17 protein-coding genes are annotated in these 18953 nt (G+C 50.2%); 16 read left to right on the top strand and 1 reads right to left on the bottom strand.

The annotated features are described in order from the left end of the window. The first annotated feature begins 98 nt into the window (after window positions 1-98). From ACUN27_RS02630 to ACUN27_RS02700, 15 genes are all read left to right on the top strand, one after another. Complete coding sequence (locus ACUN27_RS02630; protein WP_315952805.1) at window positions 99-686, top strand: TetR family transcriptional regulator; 588 nt, start codon at window positions 99-101, stop codon at window positions 684-686. A gap of 172 nt (window positions 687-858) precedes the next feature. Then, complete coding sequence (locus ACUN27_RS02635; RefSeq protein ID WP_326063861.1) at window positions 859-1599, top strand: SDR family oxidoreductase; 741 nt, start codon at window positions 859-861, stop codon at window positions 1597-1599. Window positions 1600-1708: 109 nt separating this feature from the next. Continuing rightward, window positions 1709-2227, top strand: coding sequence for a TetR/AcrR family transcriptional regulator (locus tag ACUN27_RS02640; RefSeq protein ID WP_315952807.1), 519 nt, complete (start codon window positions 1709-1711; stop codon window positions 2225-2227). Window positions 2228-2382: 155 nt separating this feature from the next. Further along, window positions 2383-3597 carry a mandelate racemase/muconate lactonizing enzyme family protein gene (locus tag ACUN27_RS02645; protein ID WP_445558330.1) on the top strand — a complete coding sequence of 405 codons (1215 nt, stop codon included), beginning with the start codon at window positions 2383-2385 and terminating at the stop codon, window positions 3595-3597. A 41-nt stretch (window positions 3598-3638) separates the two neighbouring features. Next, window positions 3639-4658, top strand: coding sequence for a zinc-dependent alcohol dehydrogenase (locus ACUN27_RS02650; protein WP_445558331.1), 1020 nt, complete (start codon window positions 3639-3641; stop codon window positions 4656-4658). After that, window positions 4655-5422: an SDR family NAD(P)-dependent oxidoreductase gene (locus tag ACUN27_RS02655; protein ID WP_326063864.1), complete on the top strand. Its 768-nt coding sequence runs from the start codon at window positions 4655-4657 to the stop codon at window positions 5420-5422. Before ACUN27_RS02650 ends, ACUN27_RS02655 begins: the two co-directional genes overlap by 4 nt. A gap of 19 nt (window positions 5423-5441) precedes the next feature. Next, the gene (locus ACUN27_RS02660; RefSeq protein WP_326063865.1) at window positions 5442-6431 is read left to right on the top strand and encodes a sugar phosphate isomerase/epimerase family protein; all 990 of its coding nucleotides are present in this window, start codon (window positions 5442-5444) and stop codon (window positions 6429-6431) included. Window positions 6432-6451: 20 nt separating this feature from the next. Continuing rightward, window positions 6452-7261 carry an SDR family NAD(P)-dependent oxidoreductase gene (locus tag ACUN27_RS02665; RefSeq protein ID WP_315952814.1) on the top strand — a complete coding sequence of 270 codons (810 nt, stop codon included), beginning with the start codon at window positions 6452-6454 and terminating at the stop codon, window positions 7259-7261. 36 nt (window positions 7262-7297) lie between these two features. After that, window positions 7298-8071: an SDR family NAD(P)-dependent oxidoreductase gene (locus ACUN27_RS02670; RefSeq protein ID WP_445558332.1), complete on the top strand. Its 774-nt coding sequence runs from the start codon at window positions 7298-7300 to the stop codon at window positions 8069-8071. A 32-nt stretch (window positions 8072-8103) separates the two neighbouring features. Then, the gene (gene melA / locus ACUN27_RS02675; protein ID WP_326063867.1) at window positions 8104-9426 is read left to right on the top strand and encodes an alpha-galactosidase; all 1323 of its coding nucleotides are present in this window, start codon (window positions 8104-8106) and stop codon (window positions 9424-9426) included. Between the two features lie 167 nt (window positions 9427-9593). Next, window positions 9594-10934 carry an extracellular solute-binding protein gene (locus ACUN27_RS02680; protein WP_315952817.1) on the top strand — a complete coding sequence of 447 codons (1341 nt, stop codon included), beginning with the start codon at window positions 9594-9596 and terminating at the stop codon, window positions 10932-10934. Window positions 10935-11003: 69 nt separating this feature from the next. Beyond that, the gene (locus tag ACUN27_RS02685; protein WP_315952818.1) at window positions 11004-11942 is read left to right on the top strand and encodes a carbohydrate ABC transporter permease; all 939 of its coding nucleotides are present in this window, start codon (window positions 11004-11006) and stop codon (window positions 11940-11942) included. After that, window positions 11939-12757 (top strand): carbohydrate ABC transporter permease, encoded by an 819-nt coding sequence (locus ACUN27_RS02690; protein ID WP_315952819.1) that lies wholly within the window; start codon window positions 11939-11941, stop codon window positions 12755-12757. Before ACUN27_RS02685 ends, ACUN27_RS02690 begins: the two co-directional genes overlap by 4 nt. Beyond that, complete coding sequence (locus ACUN27_RS02695; RefSeq protein WP_445558333.1) at window positions 12693-14513, top strand: cache domain-containing sensor histidine kinase; 1821 nt, start codon at window positions 12693-12695, stop codon at window positions 14511-14513. The genes ACUN27_RS02690 and ACUN27_RS02695 overlap by 65 nt, the downstream gene beginning before the upstream one ends. Further along, complete coding sequence (locus ACUN27_RS02700; protein WP_445558334.1) at window positions 14510-16012, top strand: response regulator transcription factor; 1503 nt, start codon at window positions 14510-14512, stop codon at window positions 16010-16012. Before ACUN27_RS02695 ends, ACUN27_RS02700 begins: the two co-directional genes overlap by 4 nt. Here ACUN27_RS02700 and ACUN27_RS02705 read toward each other — a convergent pair whose 3' ends face one another. Then, entirely contained in the window at window positions 16013-16915 is a 903-nt protein-coding gene (locus ACUN27_RS02705) for an AraC family transcriptional regulator (RefSeq protein ID WP_445558335.1), read from the bottom strand. 151 nt (window positions 16916-17066) lie between these two features. On the opposite strand from ACUN27_RS02705, the gene ACUN27_RS02710 reads away from it, so the two are divergent. Then, window positions 17067-18893 (top strand): APC family permease, encoded by a 1827-nt coding sequence (locus ACUN27_RS02710; RefSeq protein WP_315953114.1) that lies wholly within the window; start codon window positions 17067-17069, stop codon window positions 18891-18893. Window positions 18894-18953 lie beyond the last annotated feature (60 nt).

Genomic DNA, 18953 nt, shown 5'->3' on the forward strand with positions numbered 1-18953 from the left:
GGATTCATTGAGACAAATGACAGAAAACCATAGTTGATACTTTAAGTTTGTTTATTCCTTGTGCTATGATGAGAATCATACTTAGGGAGAAGACCGATATGGCGAATGATCAACCCTTAACAAAGGAAGCAATTCTAGAAGCCGCGGAACAGGTTCTGCGACGCTATGGCCCAGAGAAAACATCTGTCGTAGATGTTGCCAAAGCACTGCAAGTCAGTCACGGGACCTTGTATCGACATTTCCCGAGCAAAGCTGCTTTGCGCGAAGCCGTGACTGAGCGTTGGCTGCACAGGATTGCGGAACCTCTGCAGGAGATTGCGGATCGATTGGATGGCAGTGCTGCAGAGCGGCTGCGGACATGGCTTCAGGCGCTGATCCAAAGTAAACGGAAGCATGTTGTCGAGGATCCGGAGATGTTCGGCATGTACTCGGCGGTGACTTTGGATGCCGTTGAAATGATTGCGGAGCATGTCCAACATCTAATCGGTCAGATGACGGCTATTATCGCAGATGGAGTGAATGCGAAGGAGTTTCGTTCTGGCGAACCTGAGGCTATGGCAAGAGCTATTTTTTTCGCAACAACGAGATTTCATCATCCCGCTCATGCCTATGAGTGGTCCACTTCAACGATTGAGCAAGAGTTTGATCTAGTGTGGGAATTAATCCTTTCGGGGATTCGCAAGTGATAGAAAGACCTGGCGGAGTGATTATCCGCTGGGTCTTTTTTTCATACAGCGGCGGATAAGCCGTCGAAAGTATAATGACAGATATATAATTTTGTCAGTTGTAATTTGTTATCGTTATACATATAATAGACTCATAAGCCAAACAATGAAGGTAACGAGGAGGAATCATCGCATGTCTAACTTATCCGGGAAAGTAGCCATCATAACAGGAGCATCCAGAGGGATCGGAAGAGAGATAGCCGAGCTTCTCGCCAAGCATGGCGCGAAGGTCGTCATTAATTTCGCCAGCAATCCTACTAAAGCCGAAGAAGTGGTGGCGAGCATTAAGCAAAACGGCGGAGAAGCTTTGCCTGTCCAGGCGGATATTAGCCGAGTATCCGATATCGAGCAGCTTTTTCAGACAACATTAGCCGCGTACGGTCAAATCGATATTCTTGTCAATAACGCAGGCATTATGATCACAAAGCCGCTGGCTGTCATGACGGAAGAAGACTTCGACAAGCAGTATGCCATCAATGTAAAAGGCACTTATTTTGCAATCCAGCAGGCGCTTAAGTATATGAATAAAGGCGGCCGCATTATTAACTTCTCAACATCCGTTGCCGGGATGATGTTTCCTACCTATAGCGCTTATGCAGGCACGAAGGGAGCCGTTGAGCAGATTACGCGCCAGCTCACCAAAGAGTTAGGACCGGCGGGGATCACGATTAACGCGGTAGCACCAGGCCCTGTAAATACCGAACTATTCACCGTCGGTAAGTCAGAGCAGCAGATTCAAGGGATCGCGAATTTGAACGCCTTTGGACGCTTGGGAGAACCGGAAGATATCGCAGGCGCCGTGCTTTTCTTGGCCAGCGAAGAATCGCGTTGGATCACGGGCCAAACGATCCGGATTAATGGCGGCATGGTGTAAAAGCGGCAAGTTAGAGTTGCAATCTACAACTTTGTGGTATATACTAGGTCCGATTAGTGATTGACCAATCACTAATCGGACTTTTTAATAGATGAGGAGGTCGCGGCCAATGGTGAAAGGTGTAACGTCTACCGATCGACGCAATGATATTATTCATTCCGCTGTCGAAGTATTTGCCGAATTCGGTTATTATCGTGCGACTACTGCGCAAGTTGCAGAACGCGCTGCTATTTCGCAGCCTTATGTGTATCGATTCTTTACCAAGGAGTCGCTCCTGGAAGCTGCACTGGAACTCTCATGGCAACGCATCCTTCAAGCTTTCCAGCGCGTGAAGGAAACTACATCGCCAGAGCAGCTGGAACTTGGCTTCATCCGCGCTTACGAAGAGATTACGGAATCGCACAGAAATGAGATTTTGCTGCAGATGCAGGCACAGACGATCCAGGAAGCACCCATCCGTGCTGTCATGAAGCGGGGGATGAATGAGGTGAAGCAGTTCGTGATGCAGGCTTTTGAGGAGGCAGGACTCCAAGAAGCTGAAGAGCGGACGACGATGTTTTTGGCGCGGGGGATGCTTTGCAACGTTTCCCTGGCACTGGATATGCCCGATTTGATGATAAAGAGATAAAATAAATTTTTTTCACTATTAGTAATTGATTGAACAATCACAACGTAGGAGGGCCAGCGCATTCAGCGGCCTTCTTCTTTGTCGTTTATCGGAAAAGTCCAACATGTTTTCTCCTTTAGGCAAATATCAGGGCAAATGGATTTGTTACAATGCATATGAAAGCTTGTAAAGCTTGTAATGGCGCTTACTTCTCTATTATGGAAAGTGAAAGGACAGGTTGCGGAATGATCATTACCAATGTGGAGACATTCATCGTCGGGAACTCATGGAAAAATTGGCTTTTCGTCAAACTGCATACGAAGGAAGGCATCTATGGCATCGGTGAGGGAACCCTCAATGGGTTCGCCAAAACGGTGGAAGCGGCTATTCATGAGCTGAAGCATCTGTATATCGGGATGGACGTTCATGATGTAGAAACCATCGCACTCAAAATGACACGCGACGTTTATTCGGATGGCGGTCAAATCCAGGGCTCGGCCTTGGCTGCAATTGAAACCGCTTGCTGGGATATTATCGGCAAAGAGGCTGGACTCCCGCTGTATAAGCTATTGGGCGGCAAATGCCACGAAAAGCTGCGCTGCTACGCGAACGGGTGGTACCGGGGATCGCGTGATCCGCAAAGCTTTCATGAGAAGGCAAAGGACGTTGTCGCAAGAGGCTATACGGCGCTAAAATTTGATCCTTTTGGTAACGCTTGGCGTACCGTGGATAGGAAGGATTTTCGCATTGGACTAGACATTATCGCGGCGGTTCGTGAGGCGGTAGGTCCAGATGTTGACCTTCTCATTGAAGGCCATAACCGCTTCAGTGTACATACAGCGCTTCAATTTGCAGAAGCAATGCTGCCGTATGAGCCTACCTGGTTCGAAGCGCCGGTGCCTCCGCAGCGGATCTCCTCCATGGTCGAGGTAGCGAAGCGCAGTCCCGTGCCGATTGCCTGCGGCGAGGACTATTACAATCGCGAACAGTTCGCCGAGCTGCTGCAGCATGATGCGGTCCATATCGTGCAACTGGAGCCGCAATATCTCGGCATCTCCGCTTCCAAGCAAATATGCGGCATGGTTCATGCGCATGGCGGTGTTACAGCTCCGCATAGCGCTCAGGGGCCGATCTGCTCGGTAGTTTGCGCGCATTTGAATATGGCGACGCCGAATTTCTTCATCCATGAAATTTTTGACGAATTTAATGAGCCGTGGGAAGAACACCTGCTTACACCTCCGCTGAAGGTTGACCGCGGCTATCTGCTGCCACCTGAGGGTCCTGGTCTAGGCATTGACCTTAACCTGGAAGAGATTGCGAAACATCCGTATGATCCCGGTCACTGGCTCCCCCTGTTCAAGCAAGGGTGGGAAAAACGCGAGAAGCATTGACTAAGCGAGGCGAAGCATGTTGCCAAAAAGGAGGATAGCGCATGAAAGCTTTGGTGTATGAAGGGCCTAGTACCATGAACATAAGGGAAGTGGCAAAGCCGGTCCCTGGGCCGAATGAGGTGCTGATTCGCGTGGAGCGGGTGGGCATTTGCGGCTCGGAATTGAGCGGCTTCTTGGGTCATAATTCGCTGCGCAAGCCGCCGCTCGTTATGGGTCACGAGTTCTCCGGTATCGTGGAACAGGTTGGAAGTGGTGAAGGGGAGGCTAGATTCCGCCAAGGGGATCGCGTGACGGCCAACCCGCTCGTATCCTGCGGTCGCTGCCGCGCCTGCACGACAGGGGCAGCCCAGCTGTGCCCGGAGCGCCAATTAATTGGCGCGCACCGCCCTGGAGCATTCGCTGAATATGTCGCGATTGCGGAGAAGAACGTGTATCGGCTGGACGACCACGTTTCTTTTGATGAAGGCGCTTTCGCGGAGCCGTTTGCCTGTGCCGTTCATATTTGCAAGCTGCTCAGACCGCTGCCAACCGACCGCCTCTTGATTATGGGAGCGGGGCCAATCGGTCTTCTGGCGCTACAGGCAGCCAAGGTGTATGGCTTGCAGCAGGTCGTAGTCGTTGATATCAATGAACAGCGACTCGAAATTGCCAAGGAACTTGGAGCCGTAACCGTAACTCGCGTAAGCAGCCTTGTGGAGGGGCATACCTTCGATGCGGCCATTGATGCCGTCGGTATGGAGCTGACCCGCCAAACTTGCGTGGAGTCGGTGCGCCCGGGGGGCCGGGTCATTTTCACCGGTCTGCACGAGGACACAAGCCGCCTGCCGATTAATCAAATAATCCGCAGCGAGATTCAGATGACGGGGGCTTTCGCGTACCATTCGGACGATTTCGAGACAGCGCTTCAGTGGATTAGCGAGGGGCGTGTCAGCTTGTCGCCGTGGACAAAACTGGCTCCGCTTGAAAGTGGAAGTGCTTGTTTTGACATGCTCATCAAGAATCCGGGGAAGATCGCGAAGATACTTTTGACACTGGATGAGAAAGGGGAATCTGTCCAATGAGTTTGGAACTCTTCAAATTAGATGGCCGTGTTGCTTTAATTACAGGCGGGACGCGGGGGCTTGGCTATGTCATGGCTCAGGCTTTGGCAGAAGCTGGGGCTGATGTGATCGTGACAAGCCGCGAGAAGGAGAAGGCGGAAGCGGCTGCACGCGAGATTGCCGAGTCAACCGGCAGACGGGCGCTTGGGTTAGCGGTGGATGTTACGATAGCCGAGCAGGTTGAGGCGATGGTTGCGGATTCCGTCCAGGCGTTCGGACGGATTGATATTTTGATCAACAATGCAGGGATTAATGTGCGGAAGCCGATCGAAGATTTTGATGAAGCGAGCTGGGATCTCGTTCAGAATACGAACTTAAAAGCGCCGTATCTATGTGCCCGCGCAGTCGCCAAAACGATGAAAAGCCAGCGTTACGGCAGAGTTATCAACCTGTCCTCTATGCTGGGGAGCATCGCACTGCCGGAAAGAGGAGCCTATTGTTCCAGTAAAGGCGGCCTTATTCAGCTAACGAAGGTGCTGGCCTTGGAATGGGCGCCTTATAACATTACGGTGAATGCGCTTTGCCCGGGGCCGATTGCGACGGAGCTGAACACGGTTGTGATGAATAATCCGGAAGCCAATCGCTTTTTTATCGAAAATATTGCTTTGGGACGTTGGGGCAGGCCTGAGGAGATCATAGGGGCTATTATTTATATGGCATCGGAAGCGTCCAGCTTTATGACAGGGGCTTCCATGGTTGTTGATGGCGGTTGGACGGCGAGATAGAAGGGAAAGGTGAATTCGGATGAAACTCGGACTTGCTGTATATGGCACTACCTTTATGATGGGCATCCATCCTCGCTCGACGCGTCCGCGTATCACGGCGTCTCAATTGCTTGAGCAGGCGACTGGGTATGGGCTCCAAGGCATTGAGCTTCCGTTGTCGCTGCTTGAGGGCGAAGACGCAGCCGCGTTAACTCGTCAAGCTAAAGCTAGAGGGCAGTATCTCGTAGTAGCCTCAGGTGGCTACGATCCGAAACCGCTTAAGGAAGCTATAGAAGCGGCTGCGAGACTAGGCGCGCCAACCGTCCGCACGGTCGTGGGTGGTGCGGATTTTGGCGGTGACCGGCGCAGAATGGCCGGGCGGTGGACGTCATTTTTACAGGAAGTGTTATCCGGGTTGGGAGAGGCGGCAAGAGCGGCGGAGCAGGCAGGCGTCGTACTGGCGGTGGAGAATCATCAAGATCTGGCTTCCGAGGAACTGTTATGGCTCTGTCAGGAGATCGGTTCACCCTACTTCGGTATTACGCTGGATACCGGCAATCCGCTGGCGACGGCAGAGGAGCCGGTCGATTTTGCAAGGAGGCTCGGGCCGCACCTTAAGCATGTGCACATGAAGGATTATTGGATCTACATGAGCGATGACGGCTATCGCCTCGTACGTTCTCCGTTAGGCCAAGGCGTCGTGGATTTCGCTGCGCTGCTTCAGGTGTTTGATGAATATTGTCCGAAGGTCAATATGTCAATGGAGCTGGGAGCGCTTGAAGCGCGTCATACAAGAGTGCTTTGTGAGGATTACTGGCAGGACTACCCGCAGCGGTCAGCAGCGCAGCTTGCCAACCTGTTGCGTTTCGCACAGGCCAATGCCAGACCGACTGGAGATTGGCGAACCCCTTTTGAGAAGAGTGCACCGGAAGAAGACATTATCGCCTATGAACAAAGGCAGTTCCTAACGAGCTTATCTTATTTGCAAAATTTGATGCAAACGCATAACACCGCTTCGCAGACGATGTAAAGGGAAGGGGAGGACGCAGGATGCATATTGACCTATCTGGAAAAGTGGCAATCGTTACCGGCGCCGGCCGGGGGATCGGGAAAGTGATTGCTCTAGCGCTTGCCAAGGAAGGCGTGACGACCGTTGTCACCGATATTAATGAGTCGAATTTGGGGGACATTCAGAAAGAATTAGACCAAAGTGGTTGCAAAGGCAGTACGTTCTTGTGTGATGTGCGCAACTATACGCAGATTCAAGAAGTCGTTCAACATGTCGTGGATCAGTATGGTGGTATTGATATTTTAGTGAATAATGCCGGGGTCGCCGGAGGAGCACCTGTGGATATCCTTTCCGAAAAGGTTTGGGACTTGAACCTTGATATTAATTTGAAAGGGACTTTTCTCATGTGTAAGGCTGTTGCGCCGGTAATGAAAAAGCAAAGATCGGGCCGGATCATGAACGCCGCCTCGTTCGCCGCCATCGTGCCGAGCTATGGCAGTGCAGCCTATGCGTCCTCCAAAGCCGGTGTGGAGCAATTCACCCGTGTGCTGGCCGGGGAGCTGGGTCCGTGGAACATTACGGTGAACTGTTACGCCCCCGGGATGATTCCGACGGACATGAACCATTTCGCGGAGCTTCAGGAGCCTCAGCAGCAGCGCTTGCTTGACACCTTGACGCTGCGCCGCTGGGGAGAGAAGACAGATGTTGCTAACCTGATTTGCTTCCTCGCTTCTGACTATGCCGGCTATATCACCGGCACGATGATTGATATCAGCGGCGGGAAGCTGGCCACACAAATCCCGCGGATGGCTTATGAGAAAGCGGCAGCCGAGGGTACTTACGAATTTTAGAGCGTGTTCAGGTTCTAGCGACGAAGGAGGAGTACGATGAAAGATACAGCTGGCTTTCAATATGATGGCAAAACCGTGCTCGTCACCGGAGCAGCCAAAGGGATCGGCGCTGCCATTGCCGAGCAGTTCCTGCTGTCCGGAGCGAACGTTGTGATCGCTGACGTAGATGAGCATGGGGAAGACGTTGCTGCTGCATGGCGGAAGGAAGGCCGCTCAGCGCAATTTTTCCGGTGCGATGTATCCAAGGGCGGAGAGGTGGAGCGGATGGTGTCCTTCGCAGAGACATCGTTCGGGGGCTTGGACATCGTGGTGAACAATGCCGGCATCTTCCCCAGAGCTGACTTATTTCAGACGGATGAAGCGTTCTGGGATCTTGTCATGGGGGTTAACCTCAAGGGAGCCTATTTGACCTGCCAAGCGGCTGTGCCTGGCATGATCCGCAGAGGGGGAGGCAATATCGTCAATATTGGATCCCTTCACGCAAGGAAGGGATCGCCGGATACATTGGCCTATTCGGTTTCAAAAGGCGGTATCGTCACGCTGACGCTGAATTTGGCAGGCTCTTTAGCCAAACATCGTATTCGTGTGAACTGCATACATCCTGGCTGGGTCGCTTCCGAAGGGGAGATGGCTCGGCTTGCTTCGACGGGGGAAGACGAGAAGTCTTTGGAGAAAGCAACCCAACGCATGCCTATGGGCCGGATGCAAAATGGCCAAGATATTGCATCCGCTGTTCTTTTTATCACATCTGATCAGGCAGGACAAATTACGGGCCAGCAGCTTACGGTTGATGGTGGACTTGGTTTGTAAGTCAGATAAATGAGCGAGGAGTGATCGTGAGGATGACGAAGATTGCTTTTATCGGCGCAGGCAGTTTGGTGTTTACGAAAAATTTGGTTCGAGATTTACTAACGTTTCCCGCCTTTGAGGCTTGCACCATCGCTTTGATGGATATTTCGGAGGAGCGGCTGGCTTACGCCAAGACAGCGGTTGATAACATCATCGCCGCAGGAGGATACAGGGCGAAGGTAGAGGCAACGACGGACCGGGCGCAGGCGCTAACCGGGGCGGATGGCGTGGTCTGTACCATTCTGGTCGGCGATTTGGAGATCTGGCGTACAGATATCGAGATTCCCAAAGCTTACGGCGTCGATATCAATATAGGCGATACCCGAGGTCCATCCGGTATTTTCCGTTTTTTGCGCACGATTCCCGTGATGCTGGAGATATGCAGGGATATTGAGCGTTACTGTCCCGAAGCGATCTTCCTGAACTATTCGAATCCGATGGCGATGCTGATCAGAGCGATGCAAGGCCAAAGCAACGTGCAAGTCACAGGTTTGTGCCATAGCGTGCAAGGGACGGCAGCGATGCTGGCCGGTTGGATTGGGGCGCCGATGGAGGAGATTACTTACCGGTGTGCGGGGATCAATCATCAAGCCTTCTATTTGGATTACAAATGGAAAGGCAAGGACGCTTACCCGCTCATTCGCGAAGCTGTGATGAAGCGGCCTGAAATCTACAATGAGGAACAGGTCCGCAACGAAATGTTTCTCCATCTGGATTACTATGTGACGGAATCGAGTGGTCATAATTCGGAGTATAATGCTTGGTTCCGCAAACGTCCGGATTTGATCGAGAAATACTGCACCCATGGTACAGGCTGGAATCCCGGGCATTATGCAGAGATCATCAACTATGCGGAGAAGCTGCGCGGAGGTTGGCATAAGCAGATGGAAGAGTGGCGGGACAGTCCTATCGATTTGAAGCGCGGCGAGGAATATGCGTCCTATATCTTCAACGCGACAATCGGTGACGGCACTCTCTTTGAATTTAACGGCAATGTACGGAACCTGGGATACATCGATAATTTGCCGCAAGGCTGCTGCGTGGAGGTCCCTGTTCTGGCGTCCAAAGGACGGCTAAGCCCGATTCACGTCGGGGCACTGCCGGATCATTTGGCTATCCTGGTCAATACAAGCGCTCGCTGCGAGGAATTGGCGGTGCAAGGGGCGCTCACGGGGGACCCGCGAATGATTTATCACGCCATTTGCTTCGATCCCTTAACGTCCGCCGTTCTCAGCCTGGCCGAGATTCAGGAAATGGTTGATCGCATGTTCGCAGCGAATAAAGAGTGGCTGCCTCAATTTAAACATCTCTCTTAAAGCAAGCTAATCCAATCCGAATTCCTCCCATGGAAAATAGCGCTTCCACTGTAGATTTAGCACACTTGTAAGCGCAACCAAAATTGGTATGATTAAGGTGTGAAACATTTCCGTATTCACAGAGGGCAAGTCATCACTTCAATCATGCAAAGGGAGGATTCGTAAAAATGAAAAAAACATTTTTAAGCGTTGCTGCCATGATGCTAACGATTTCCGTAGTTTTCATGGGCTGTTCCAGCCGACCAAGCTCGGGAACATCTACGACGGAAAGTCCGGCGGCGGCGGCGACTACGAAACCGACAACGACGACGGCGGCAAGTACCCCGGATGCCAAACCGAGTGGGGATAAGATCAAGCTTACGGTGTACAGTACGATCTCCGAACTGCCGAATCAAGAAATGATGAAGGGCATTGCGGCTGATTTTACCAAGGAAAATCCGAACGTGGCCGTTGAATTCCAATTCCCCGGCGCAGAATACGAGAACATTCTGAAGGTTAAAATGGCGGCAAACGATTTGCCGGACGTCTTCGATACGCATGGTTGGGCGATTATCCGTTATGGCAAGTATCTAGCGGATCTACGCAATGAGCCATGGGCAAAAGATATGACGGACACAATCAAACCTGTCGTCACGGATAAAGACGGCAAAGTAGAAGCGCTTGTCATGAGCGAAGCCAAAGACGGGATTTCCTATAACGCTGAAATTCTTGAAAAATACAGCATCACCCCGCCAAAAACGTTTGATGAGCTGATGGCGGCAGCTGAGAAAATCAAATCATCCAGCAACGGAGCGGTGACACCGTTCTTCATGTCCGGTGTGGATAACGGGATGATCGGCGGTTTCTCCGATCTGTACGCCACATCGATGTTTATCTCTCCGGCGACGAACGATGCCAAGACGCTGCTCGATGGGACATTTGACTGGAACAAATGGACACCGCTTGCGCAAAAGCTGCAGGACATGAGCAAGAAGGGGTACATCAACAAAGATGTGCTGACGGCCAAATACAGTGACATGCCGCAACTGTTTGCACAGGGCAAAGTAGCTTTCGTATTCGGTGCACCTTCTTTCGCGGACGAAGTGTACAAATACAATAAAGCTGCCAAAATCGGTATTGCCCCGCTGACCTCGATGGTCGAGGGAGACAGCCAATCCTTCTCGGGCGGTGAGCGGTATACGATGGGTGCCTGGAAAGATGGTAAGCACTTGGCAGAGTCCAAGAAGCTGATCGCCTTCTTTGCCAAACCAGAGAATATGTCCAAAATCGCCAATGCGACCAAGCTACCTGCAGGTCTGAAAAACATTGCGTCCAAGCATGAATTCTCCGAATACTACAAGCAATTTGAAAACATTCGTGTTTTCCCTTACTTCGACCGTGTGTATCTGCCAAACGGCATGTGGGACGTGATGTGTAAAACAGGCGTTGCCTTGCTTGCGGGAACGGTATCTCCTCAACAATTCTCTGACAAAATGAAATCCGAATATTTACGTCTGCGCAATCAGTAGTCGTGGAATGGGGAGGGTGACAGCCACCCTCCTTTTTTCTATATGATCATGAAGGAGGAAGGTGAATTTATGGCTGAATCAAGGACAGTGCTTGCGCAGACCCGTTCCGGTAAAAAAACGGAAACAACCTTTGGCCGCCTCGTGCGCAGCGGGGCTTTGCTAAATTTGCTCTATATTCCGGCGCTTCTTTTATTTTTCATTTTTATTTTTTATCCGTTTTTTAAAGGGATCAAAATTTCATTTACGAATTGGGACGGCTACAATCAAGACTACAAATGGATCGGTTTCAGCAATTATAGCCGGATGTTCACGGATCCTGAGATCCTTAAGGTTATCCGCAATACGGCCATTTATGGTATCGGCAGCGCTGTTTTTCAAAATGTGATCGGCTTGTTATACGCTTTATTCTTAAATCTGAATATCCGAACCCGAGGACTTGTCCGTACGGTCATTTATTTGCCGGTCATTATCTCCTCCTTGATTATGGGGTACATCTGGTATTTCTTCTTCCAGTATCAAGGCGGTGCCATCAATGACATTATTTTATTGTTCCATGATCAGCCTTCGAATTTGCTGGGAGATCCGAATCTGAACGTGTGGATTATTACCTTCGTCAACACGTATCAGTACTTGGGGATCGCGATGGTGCTCTATTTGGCCGGATTGCAATCCATTCCAAGGGATTACTACGAGGCGGCGACAATTGATGGAGCGGGTCCCATGCAGCGTTTCGCTCATGTGACATGGCCGCTTATTGCACCGGCCTTTACGGTCAGCATGGTGCTCAATCTGATTGGCGGTCTGAAATTGTTCGACGTCATCGTCGCATTGACCAACAGCGGTCCAGGTTATGCCTCCGCGTCGTTGTCTTCGATTATGTACTTGCTCTATTTTGGACGGGAAGATGCCGGATATGCCGCTACGATCGGTATTCTGATGTTCATCATGATCTCCATCGTGAGTATTACAGCCTTGCTGTTTCTTAGAAAGAGGGAGGTTAACGCATGAAGAACAAACGAAAAAGTCTGTTAACGCTGCTCTCTCTTGTCATTTGCCTGGCTCATATTTTGCCCTTCTATATTTTGATTACGACTTCACTCAAAGCCTTCGACGATCTAAGCTCCAAATGGATGTTTCCAGGGTATCTGTTCTTCGATAACTTCCGTGATGCTTGGAAGGAAGCGCATCTGGCGGATGCATTTCGGAGCAACTTCATCGTGACGGTCATTTCGGTCGTCCTGATTGTCGTGATCGGCTCCCTTGCCGCTTATCCGCTTGCCCGGCGCCAAACGAGCTGGAATAAGTTCATTTATGCGCTTTTCGTATCCGCTTTGATCGTTCCCCCATTGACTATTCTGGTTCCTTTGTATAAATTTATGGTAGATATTGGTGGGATGAATCAGTATTGGGGTATCATTTTATTGTTCATTACCTTCAATCTGCCAATGACGATTTTCTTGTACACCGGCTTTATCTCCACGATTCCCAAGGATTTGGATGAAGCGGCGATGATTGATGGCGCGGGGCGGTTCCAGCTGTTTTTCACGGTGATCTTGCCGCTGCTGAAGCCTGTGACGGCGACTGTCATTATTTTGTCTGGTGTTGCTGTATGGAACGACTATCAATTCTCGATCTTTTTCTTGCAAAAACCAGAGATGCGGACCATCACGGTAGCGCTTTCATCATTCTTTGGCCAGTACACGAGCAATGTAGGTTGGGTGGCTGCCGGGTCCTTCATGGGCGCGATTCCGATGACGATTGTATACTTATTTTTGCAGCGCTACTTTGTCTCGGGACTTGCTTCCGGCGCGATCAAAGGTTAATCGCCAGGAGGTTGATACAATCAGACAATCGATTCGATTCCGGTTATCTCTGCTATTTTTCATTACCATTGTCATCCCGATTGTCGGTATTGTTGTGAAGTTACCTTCCTATTATCTCGATTTAATAAAAGAACAGGAGTCCTCTCTGCTAGAGGGGACTTTAACTGCGCTCACGTTCGATATTCAAACGTATTTGGACGATTTGGAACGAATGACGGTCACCCCTTATTTGAATAATGAAGTGATGCTTGCTTTGAAATTGAAATCGACTTCGCAGTGGAAGCTCCTTACTCCGTATGAGCAATACGAGGCTGAAGAAGTCCTGAATAAGACCCTCCCCAGCTATTTGAAAAATATGCGAAAGGACATACTCGGAACCATTCTTCTGCCGATGGATGGTTCTGTTTACATTACACCGCCTCTCAGTTTCTCGGATCAAGCGGTGAAAGGTTTCCCTTTCAAAGAGCAGGATTGGTATATCAAGGCGGTGAAGGCGGACGGGAACGTAGCGTTCACCGGTGTGCATAAGCAGGATTATCTGAATAACGCCGATAGTGAGGTTTTCTCCGTTACTCGTCTGATCAAGGACCCGGACTCCAGCAGGCCGCTGGGCATTATAATGGCGGATGCCGACACGGTGCTTTTGGATCAAATGATGAAAGGCATTCGGCTGAGCAAGGGGGCTAAGGTGGTCATCCTTGACGATAATCAGCAATTGATCTATGCGAATCAGCCCATTTCAGGCGACATGCAGCGCCAAATTGCCTCAGGAAGCCGAACGGTCATGGACGTGAAGGATTCCTATACGGTCGTTCGTGAAACGATCTCCCGCTCGAATTGGGTGATTGCGATCCTGTCGCCGGAGGCTTTTATTCAAGCCCATTTGAAGCGGGTATATTGGATTGGCACAGCTTTTGCGGCTAGCGGCTTGCTGATCGCGTTGATTTTGTATTTCACAGTATCCCACTGGATTGTCACGCCTTTCAAACAGATGATTCAAGTGATGAAGCGCGTCCAGCGCGGGGATATGAATACGTTGTATCGTGTGAAGGGCAACGATGAAATTTCCCAGTTAGGCAGCAATTTGAATACGATGATCTACAAGCTTGATGAGTTGATCGACCGGGAATACAAGGCTGTGCTCGGGAAGCGGAACGCGGAGTACCGGGCTTTGCAATCGCAAATCCAGCCGCATTTTCTGTACAACACGTTAAATGGCTTCATTGGCCTTAATCGAACGGGCCAGAGCATGCAGCTGGAGCGGGCTATTTTATCGTTAAGCGGGATGCTGCGCTACACCCTGGAACATAACGATTGGGCGCAGCTGCAGGAGGAAATCGATTTTATCAACAAGTATTGCGGACTCCAACTGGTTCGTTTCGCCGAGAAAATACAGGTGCACATTAGCTGCGATCCGGATGCTCTGTCGCTTTTAATTCCGAAGCTGCTGCTGCAGCCGATCATTGAGAATGCCATCATTCATGGCATTGAGCCCTGCGATCATAGCTGCGAGCTAAGGATGGATATCCACATGCAGTCGGTCCCTGGCGAGAAGGAAGAAGTATTAGCGATACATATTAGCGATAACGGGGTGGGATTTGAGTCCAGCAAGGTGCAGGAGGGCTTAGGCATTCGGAATGTTAGGGAACGGTTGCAGCTGTCTTTCGAAGGAGCATCGATGAGTATTCATAGTGCTAAGGATCAAGGAACTAGTGTTCAAATCCTAATACCTTTAAAGGATGTGAGGCGAGGATGAAGTTGATCATTGCTGATGACGAGAATCTGATTCGGGCGAGCATTCGCAGTATGGTTCAGGATGTAGAATCCTCCTGGCACATTGTTGGCGAGGGAGCCAATGGCGAGGAACTCCTTGAGCTGGTCAGCGAGCATAAGCCGAATGTTGCAATTATTGATATCCGGATGCCCCGCATGAATGGGCTGGAGGCGATGCGTCTGGGCAAAGCGATCTCGCCTCGCACCAAGTGGATCATTTTGAGCGGATTTTCAGATTTTGCTTATGTGCAGGAGGCACTACAGCTCGGGGCGTCTGATTATTTGCTGAAGCCGGTGAATCCGCTGGATTTGGAGAGGGCGCTGACGAATACTGCCAAGCACAACAAAGAATTCATCCAAATGCTTAACCAGCAGTTCGAAAATAGTTTATTTGCCCTTTGCAATGGGCTCACGACGTTGAAGTTTGAGGAGTTGGACAGTGTCTATGTGCAAGGCTGGTTCATCGGAGCCGTTTGTATCTTTGACACGACCAAAACCGGGAAAGACTTATCAGACATGACCTGCGCTTTCTATGATGACTTGCGTGAGCGTATGACAAGTTTGCTCGTATATGGCATGAATTTCGCCATGGTGTCGCTGCCTGATGGGGAGTGTGCAGTGATCGGTTCCTGGGATCCGGCGAAAGGGTTCGACTGCAGGGAGCAGGTGCAGCAATTTTTTGACGAACTGGCAGGTGTTGCTGAACCATATCGCCAAGATGGCTTGGCTATAACGATTCTGCAGACCGGAGAATGCCGCGGCTTCGATCAATTGAATGCCCAACTCGCTCAGCTTGGGGAATGGAGCCATATGCGTGTGGTTCGCGGCATCGGCCAGCGCATCAGGTACATGGAGCTGGAGGCGGAAGCTCGGGTGCCTGAAAGCTCTAAAATCAGTCAACTCTTTTGCGCTATTAAGCAGCATATGTATTTCAGGGCGTATTTGAATTACCAAACGGCGGTGGGTGAGCTGGAGGGATTGCTTTTAGCAGGCAAACGAAGTTCGAACGAGCAAACACGGCGGGCTATTCAGCTGTACATGGAGCAGGCATTGGGTGTTGGAGAGACAGATGATGCCGTGCGCTCAGAGGCTGAAGTGATCAGGGAGCTTAGGAAGATCGGGGAAAGCAAACTGCGGGAGATCAAACCCCGGGAGCCGGTCACGGCGGATCTGGTCGAACAGGTCGTTCAATATCTCGAGCAGCATTACATGGACGATATCGGCATAGGTTCAATTGCCCAGCAGCTCAATGTGTCTGCCAATTATTTAAGCATGCTGTTTAATAAAAAAACCGGAACACCGTTCGTTAAATACTTAACGAATATTCGCATGCTGAAGGCCAAAGAGCTGCTGCTGAATACCAATTTGCAAGTGAAGCAAATCGCGGAGAAGGTCGGCTACTACAGCACGCGGCACTTTACCAAACTGTTCGTCGAGAACTGTTCCAGCTATCCGTCGGATTACCGCAAGAGTCACGCGTAGTCAAATGAACTGAGAGAACTTGCGGTACTGCTGTGCCGACATGCCTTCCCACTTTTTAAATATACGGCTGAAATAATGAAAGTCATCATAGCCGACTTCGAGCGAGATTCGCTCGATTTTATCATCTGTTTCGCGCAATAGCCGCTTAGCCTGCTGATGCCGCACGGATTGCAGGTATTTATTAGGGCTCATGCCTAACATATCTTTAAAAAGCTTACTCATATAGTCTTCATGAACGTTGATGAAAGCGGCCATTTCGACATTGGTCCACTTTTTTCGGTAACTCGTTTTGAGTTCATGAGCTAAATGCAGTAAGCTTTCTTGATATTTCGGGTGAAGGGTGCGGTCAGTCTCCGCTTGATGACGGATCAGCAGCGTGAGCATTTGGAGCATCAGCCCCTTGGAGACCATTTCGAAGCCTTGTTTCTGCTCGGTCATTTCATGAATGGTCGCTTCCATCAGCGAAACGACAGCTGGCGGTAGCGAGATGGAGTAACCGTACGGAAACAGAGGTGCCCCGTCGATATAAGGCATCGCGCAAAAACAATCCATGAGAGGATGGCTTTCATCCACGACAATATCCCCTTGCTTCACGCGCAGGTCGCTAAAGAAATCAAAGTGAATCCCCAATAGATGAACATGCGGCGCTGTTAATACTTCAATGGTGTGATACACATTGGCAGGTATAAGCAGCAGCCTCCCCGCAGGAATCAACATCGACTTTCCTGATAAAGTGGCCTGCAGCTCGCCTTGTATGACATAGAGAAACTGAAAGTCGTAAATGCGCCGCGCCCATTTGAATTGAGGCGTTCTTTGGTGCAATTGAGCCCAATGGACGCTGGGCGCCAAATCACGATAGGTGGTATGCCGAATCGGGGAGATGCCTGTCAATGTCATCACCATCCAATGGATAGACTGGGTAGTCACTCGGTACCATTTTATCACATCGCTTGTTCGACTTTTGTAGAAACTTGGCAGTATGATTTGTGGTTCTTATTCTAACTTAGGGGGTAATTTAAGGGAGGATGAACTCAAAACATTTGGCGGTGGTATGATGTTTTCTGCATTGAAAAGGTTACTCATTGGTCAGCCTTTGAAATCAGCCGAGTTAGGGGAGCAAAAGCTGAACAAAACAAAGGCGTTAGCGATCCTGTCGTCTGACGCGCTATCATCAGTCGCATACGGACCTGAACAGATACTGATTGTGCTTATCACCATAAGCACCGCGGCTCTTTGGTACTCGATACCGATCGGCGTGGGTGTGCTCATTCTATTATTGGCTCTCATTTTGTCTTATCGGCAAATTATTTTCGCCTATCCCCATGGGGGCGGGGCCTATGTCGTTTCGAAGGAAAATTTGGGTGTAAACGCCGGCCTTCTCGCAGGAGGCTCCTTGCTGGTGGATTACATCCTAACCGTAGCGGTCAGCATCTCAGCGGGGACAGACGCAATTACTTCTGCCTTCCCGTCGCTCCACCCCTACAATGTGAATATTGCTATTCTGCTCGTTGTCGCCATCACGATTCTGAATCTCAGAGGGATCACTGAATCTGCCTCCATCTTGGCCTATCCCGTCTACTTATTTATTTTGGCGCTGATTATATTAATCTGTGTAGGCTTGTATAAAGGGGTGACTGGCACAGTTACACCTGAGATGCATGCTCCTATAGGAACGCCGGTTGCCGGGATTACTTTGTTCTTGTTATTGAAAGCTTTCGCATCGGGCAGCTCGGCCTTAACAGGTGTGGAAGCAATCTCCAATGCCATTCCGAACTTCAAAGACCCGGGACCGAAGAATGCCTCCAAAACCTTAGCGGCCATGGGATTGCTGCTTGCCATTCTGTTCTCCGGCATCGTGTATTTGGCTTATGCCTATGGCATTGCGCCTAAAGCGGAGGAAACCGTCGTCTCGCAGATCGCCTCTCAAACCTTTGGGAGAAATTACATGTACTACTTCATTCAAGGCACGACAGCGCTGATCCTTGTGCTTGCCGCGAATACCGGGTATTCGGCCTTTCCTTTGCTCGCCGTTAATTTGGCCAGGGACAAATATATCGCTAGAATGTTCACGATCCGAGGGGATCGATTAGGGTATTCGAACGGGATTATATTTCTGGCGATTATGTCGATCATTCTGATTATTGCGTTTAAAGGCAGAACGGAGCATCTTATTCCGCTGTATGCTGTGGGTGTGTTTATTCCCTTTACACTTGCGCAAACAGGGATGCTCGTCAAATGGGTGCGCGAAAAGCCCAAAGGCTGGATCGTTAAACTAACGATCAATTTGATTGGCGCTTTGATTAGCTTTACCGTCATGCTGATCTTTTTTATCACGAAGCTGGGGCAGGTATGGCCGGTGTTTATCTTCCTCCCCTTGATTGTTTATACGTTCCATAAAATCAAAAAGCACTACGAGGCCGTGAGTGAGCAGCTGCGGATCACGACGTGTGAGCCTTCTATCCCGATCAAGGGGAATGTGATGATCGTGCCTGTCGCAGGAATTACCCATGTCGTGGAAAATTCCATGAATTACGCGAAATCGTTAGCGCCAGATCAGATTATTGCGGTGTATGTGGCCTTTGATCGGGAGGCAGAGAAGCAGTTCCAAGAAAAATGGGAGTGTTGGCAGCCGGATGTGCGGTTAGTCACCCTGCACTCCCACTATCGGAGCATTATTCAACCGTTGACGAAGTTCATCGATACTGTGGAGCATAAGGCGAACGAGTCGAATTTCCGGGTAACCGTCTTAATTCCGCAGTTTATTCCCAAACGAAACTGGCAGCACATTCTCCATAATCAGTCCAGCTTACTGATCCGCGCGTTTCTGCTGTACAGGCGGGATCTCATCGTGACGACGGTGCCGTATCATTTGAAAAAGTAGCTGACCATAAACGTACAGAAATCGGCAGTAAAACGCCATTTCTGTACGTTTTTTGTATGT

It is taken from the genome of Paenibacillus sp. WC2504, from assembly GCF_052682475.1.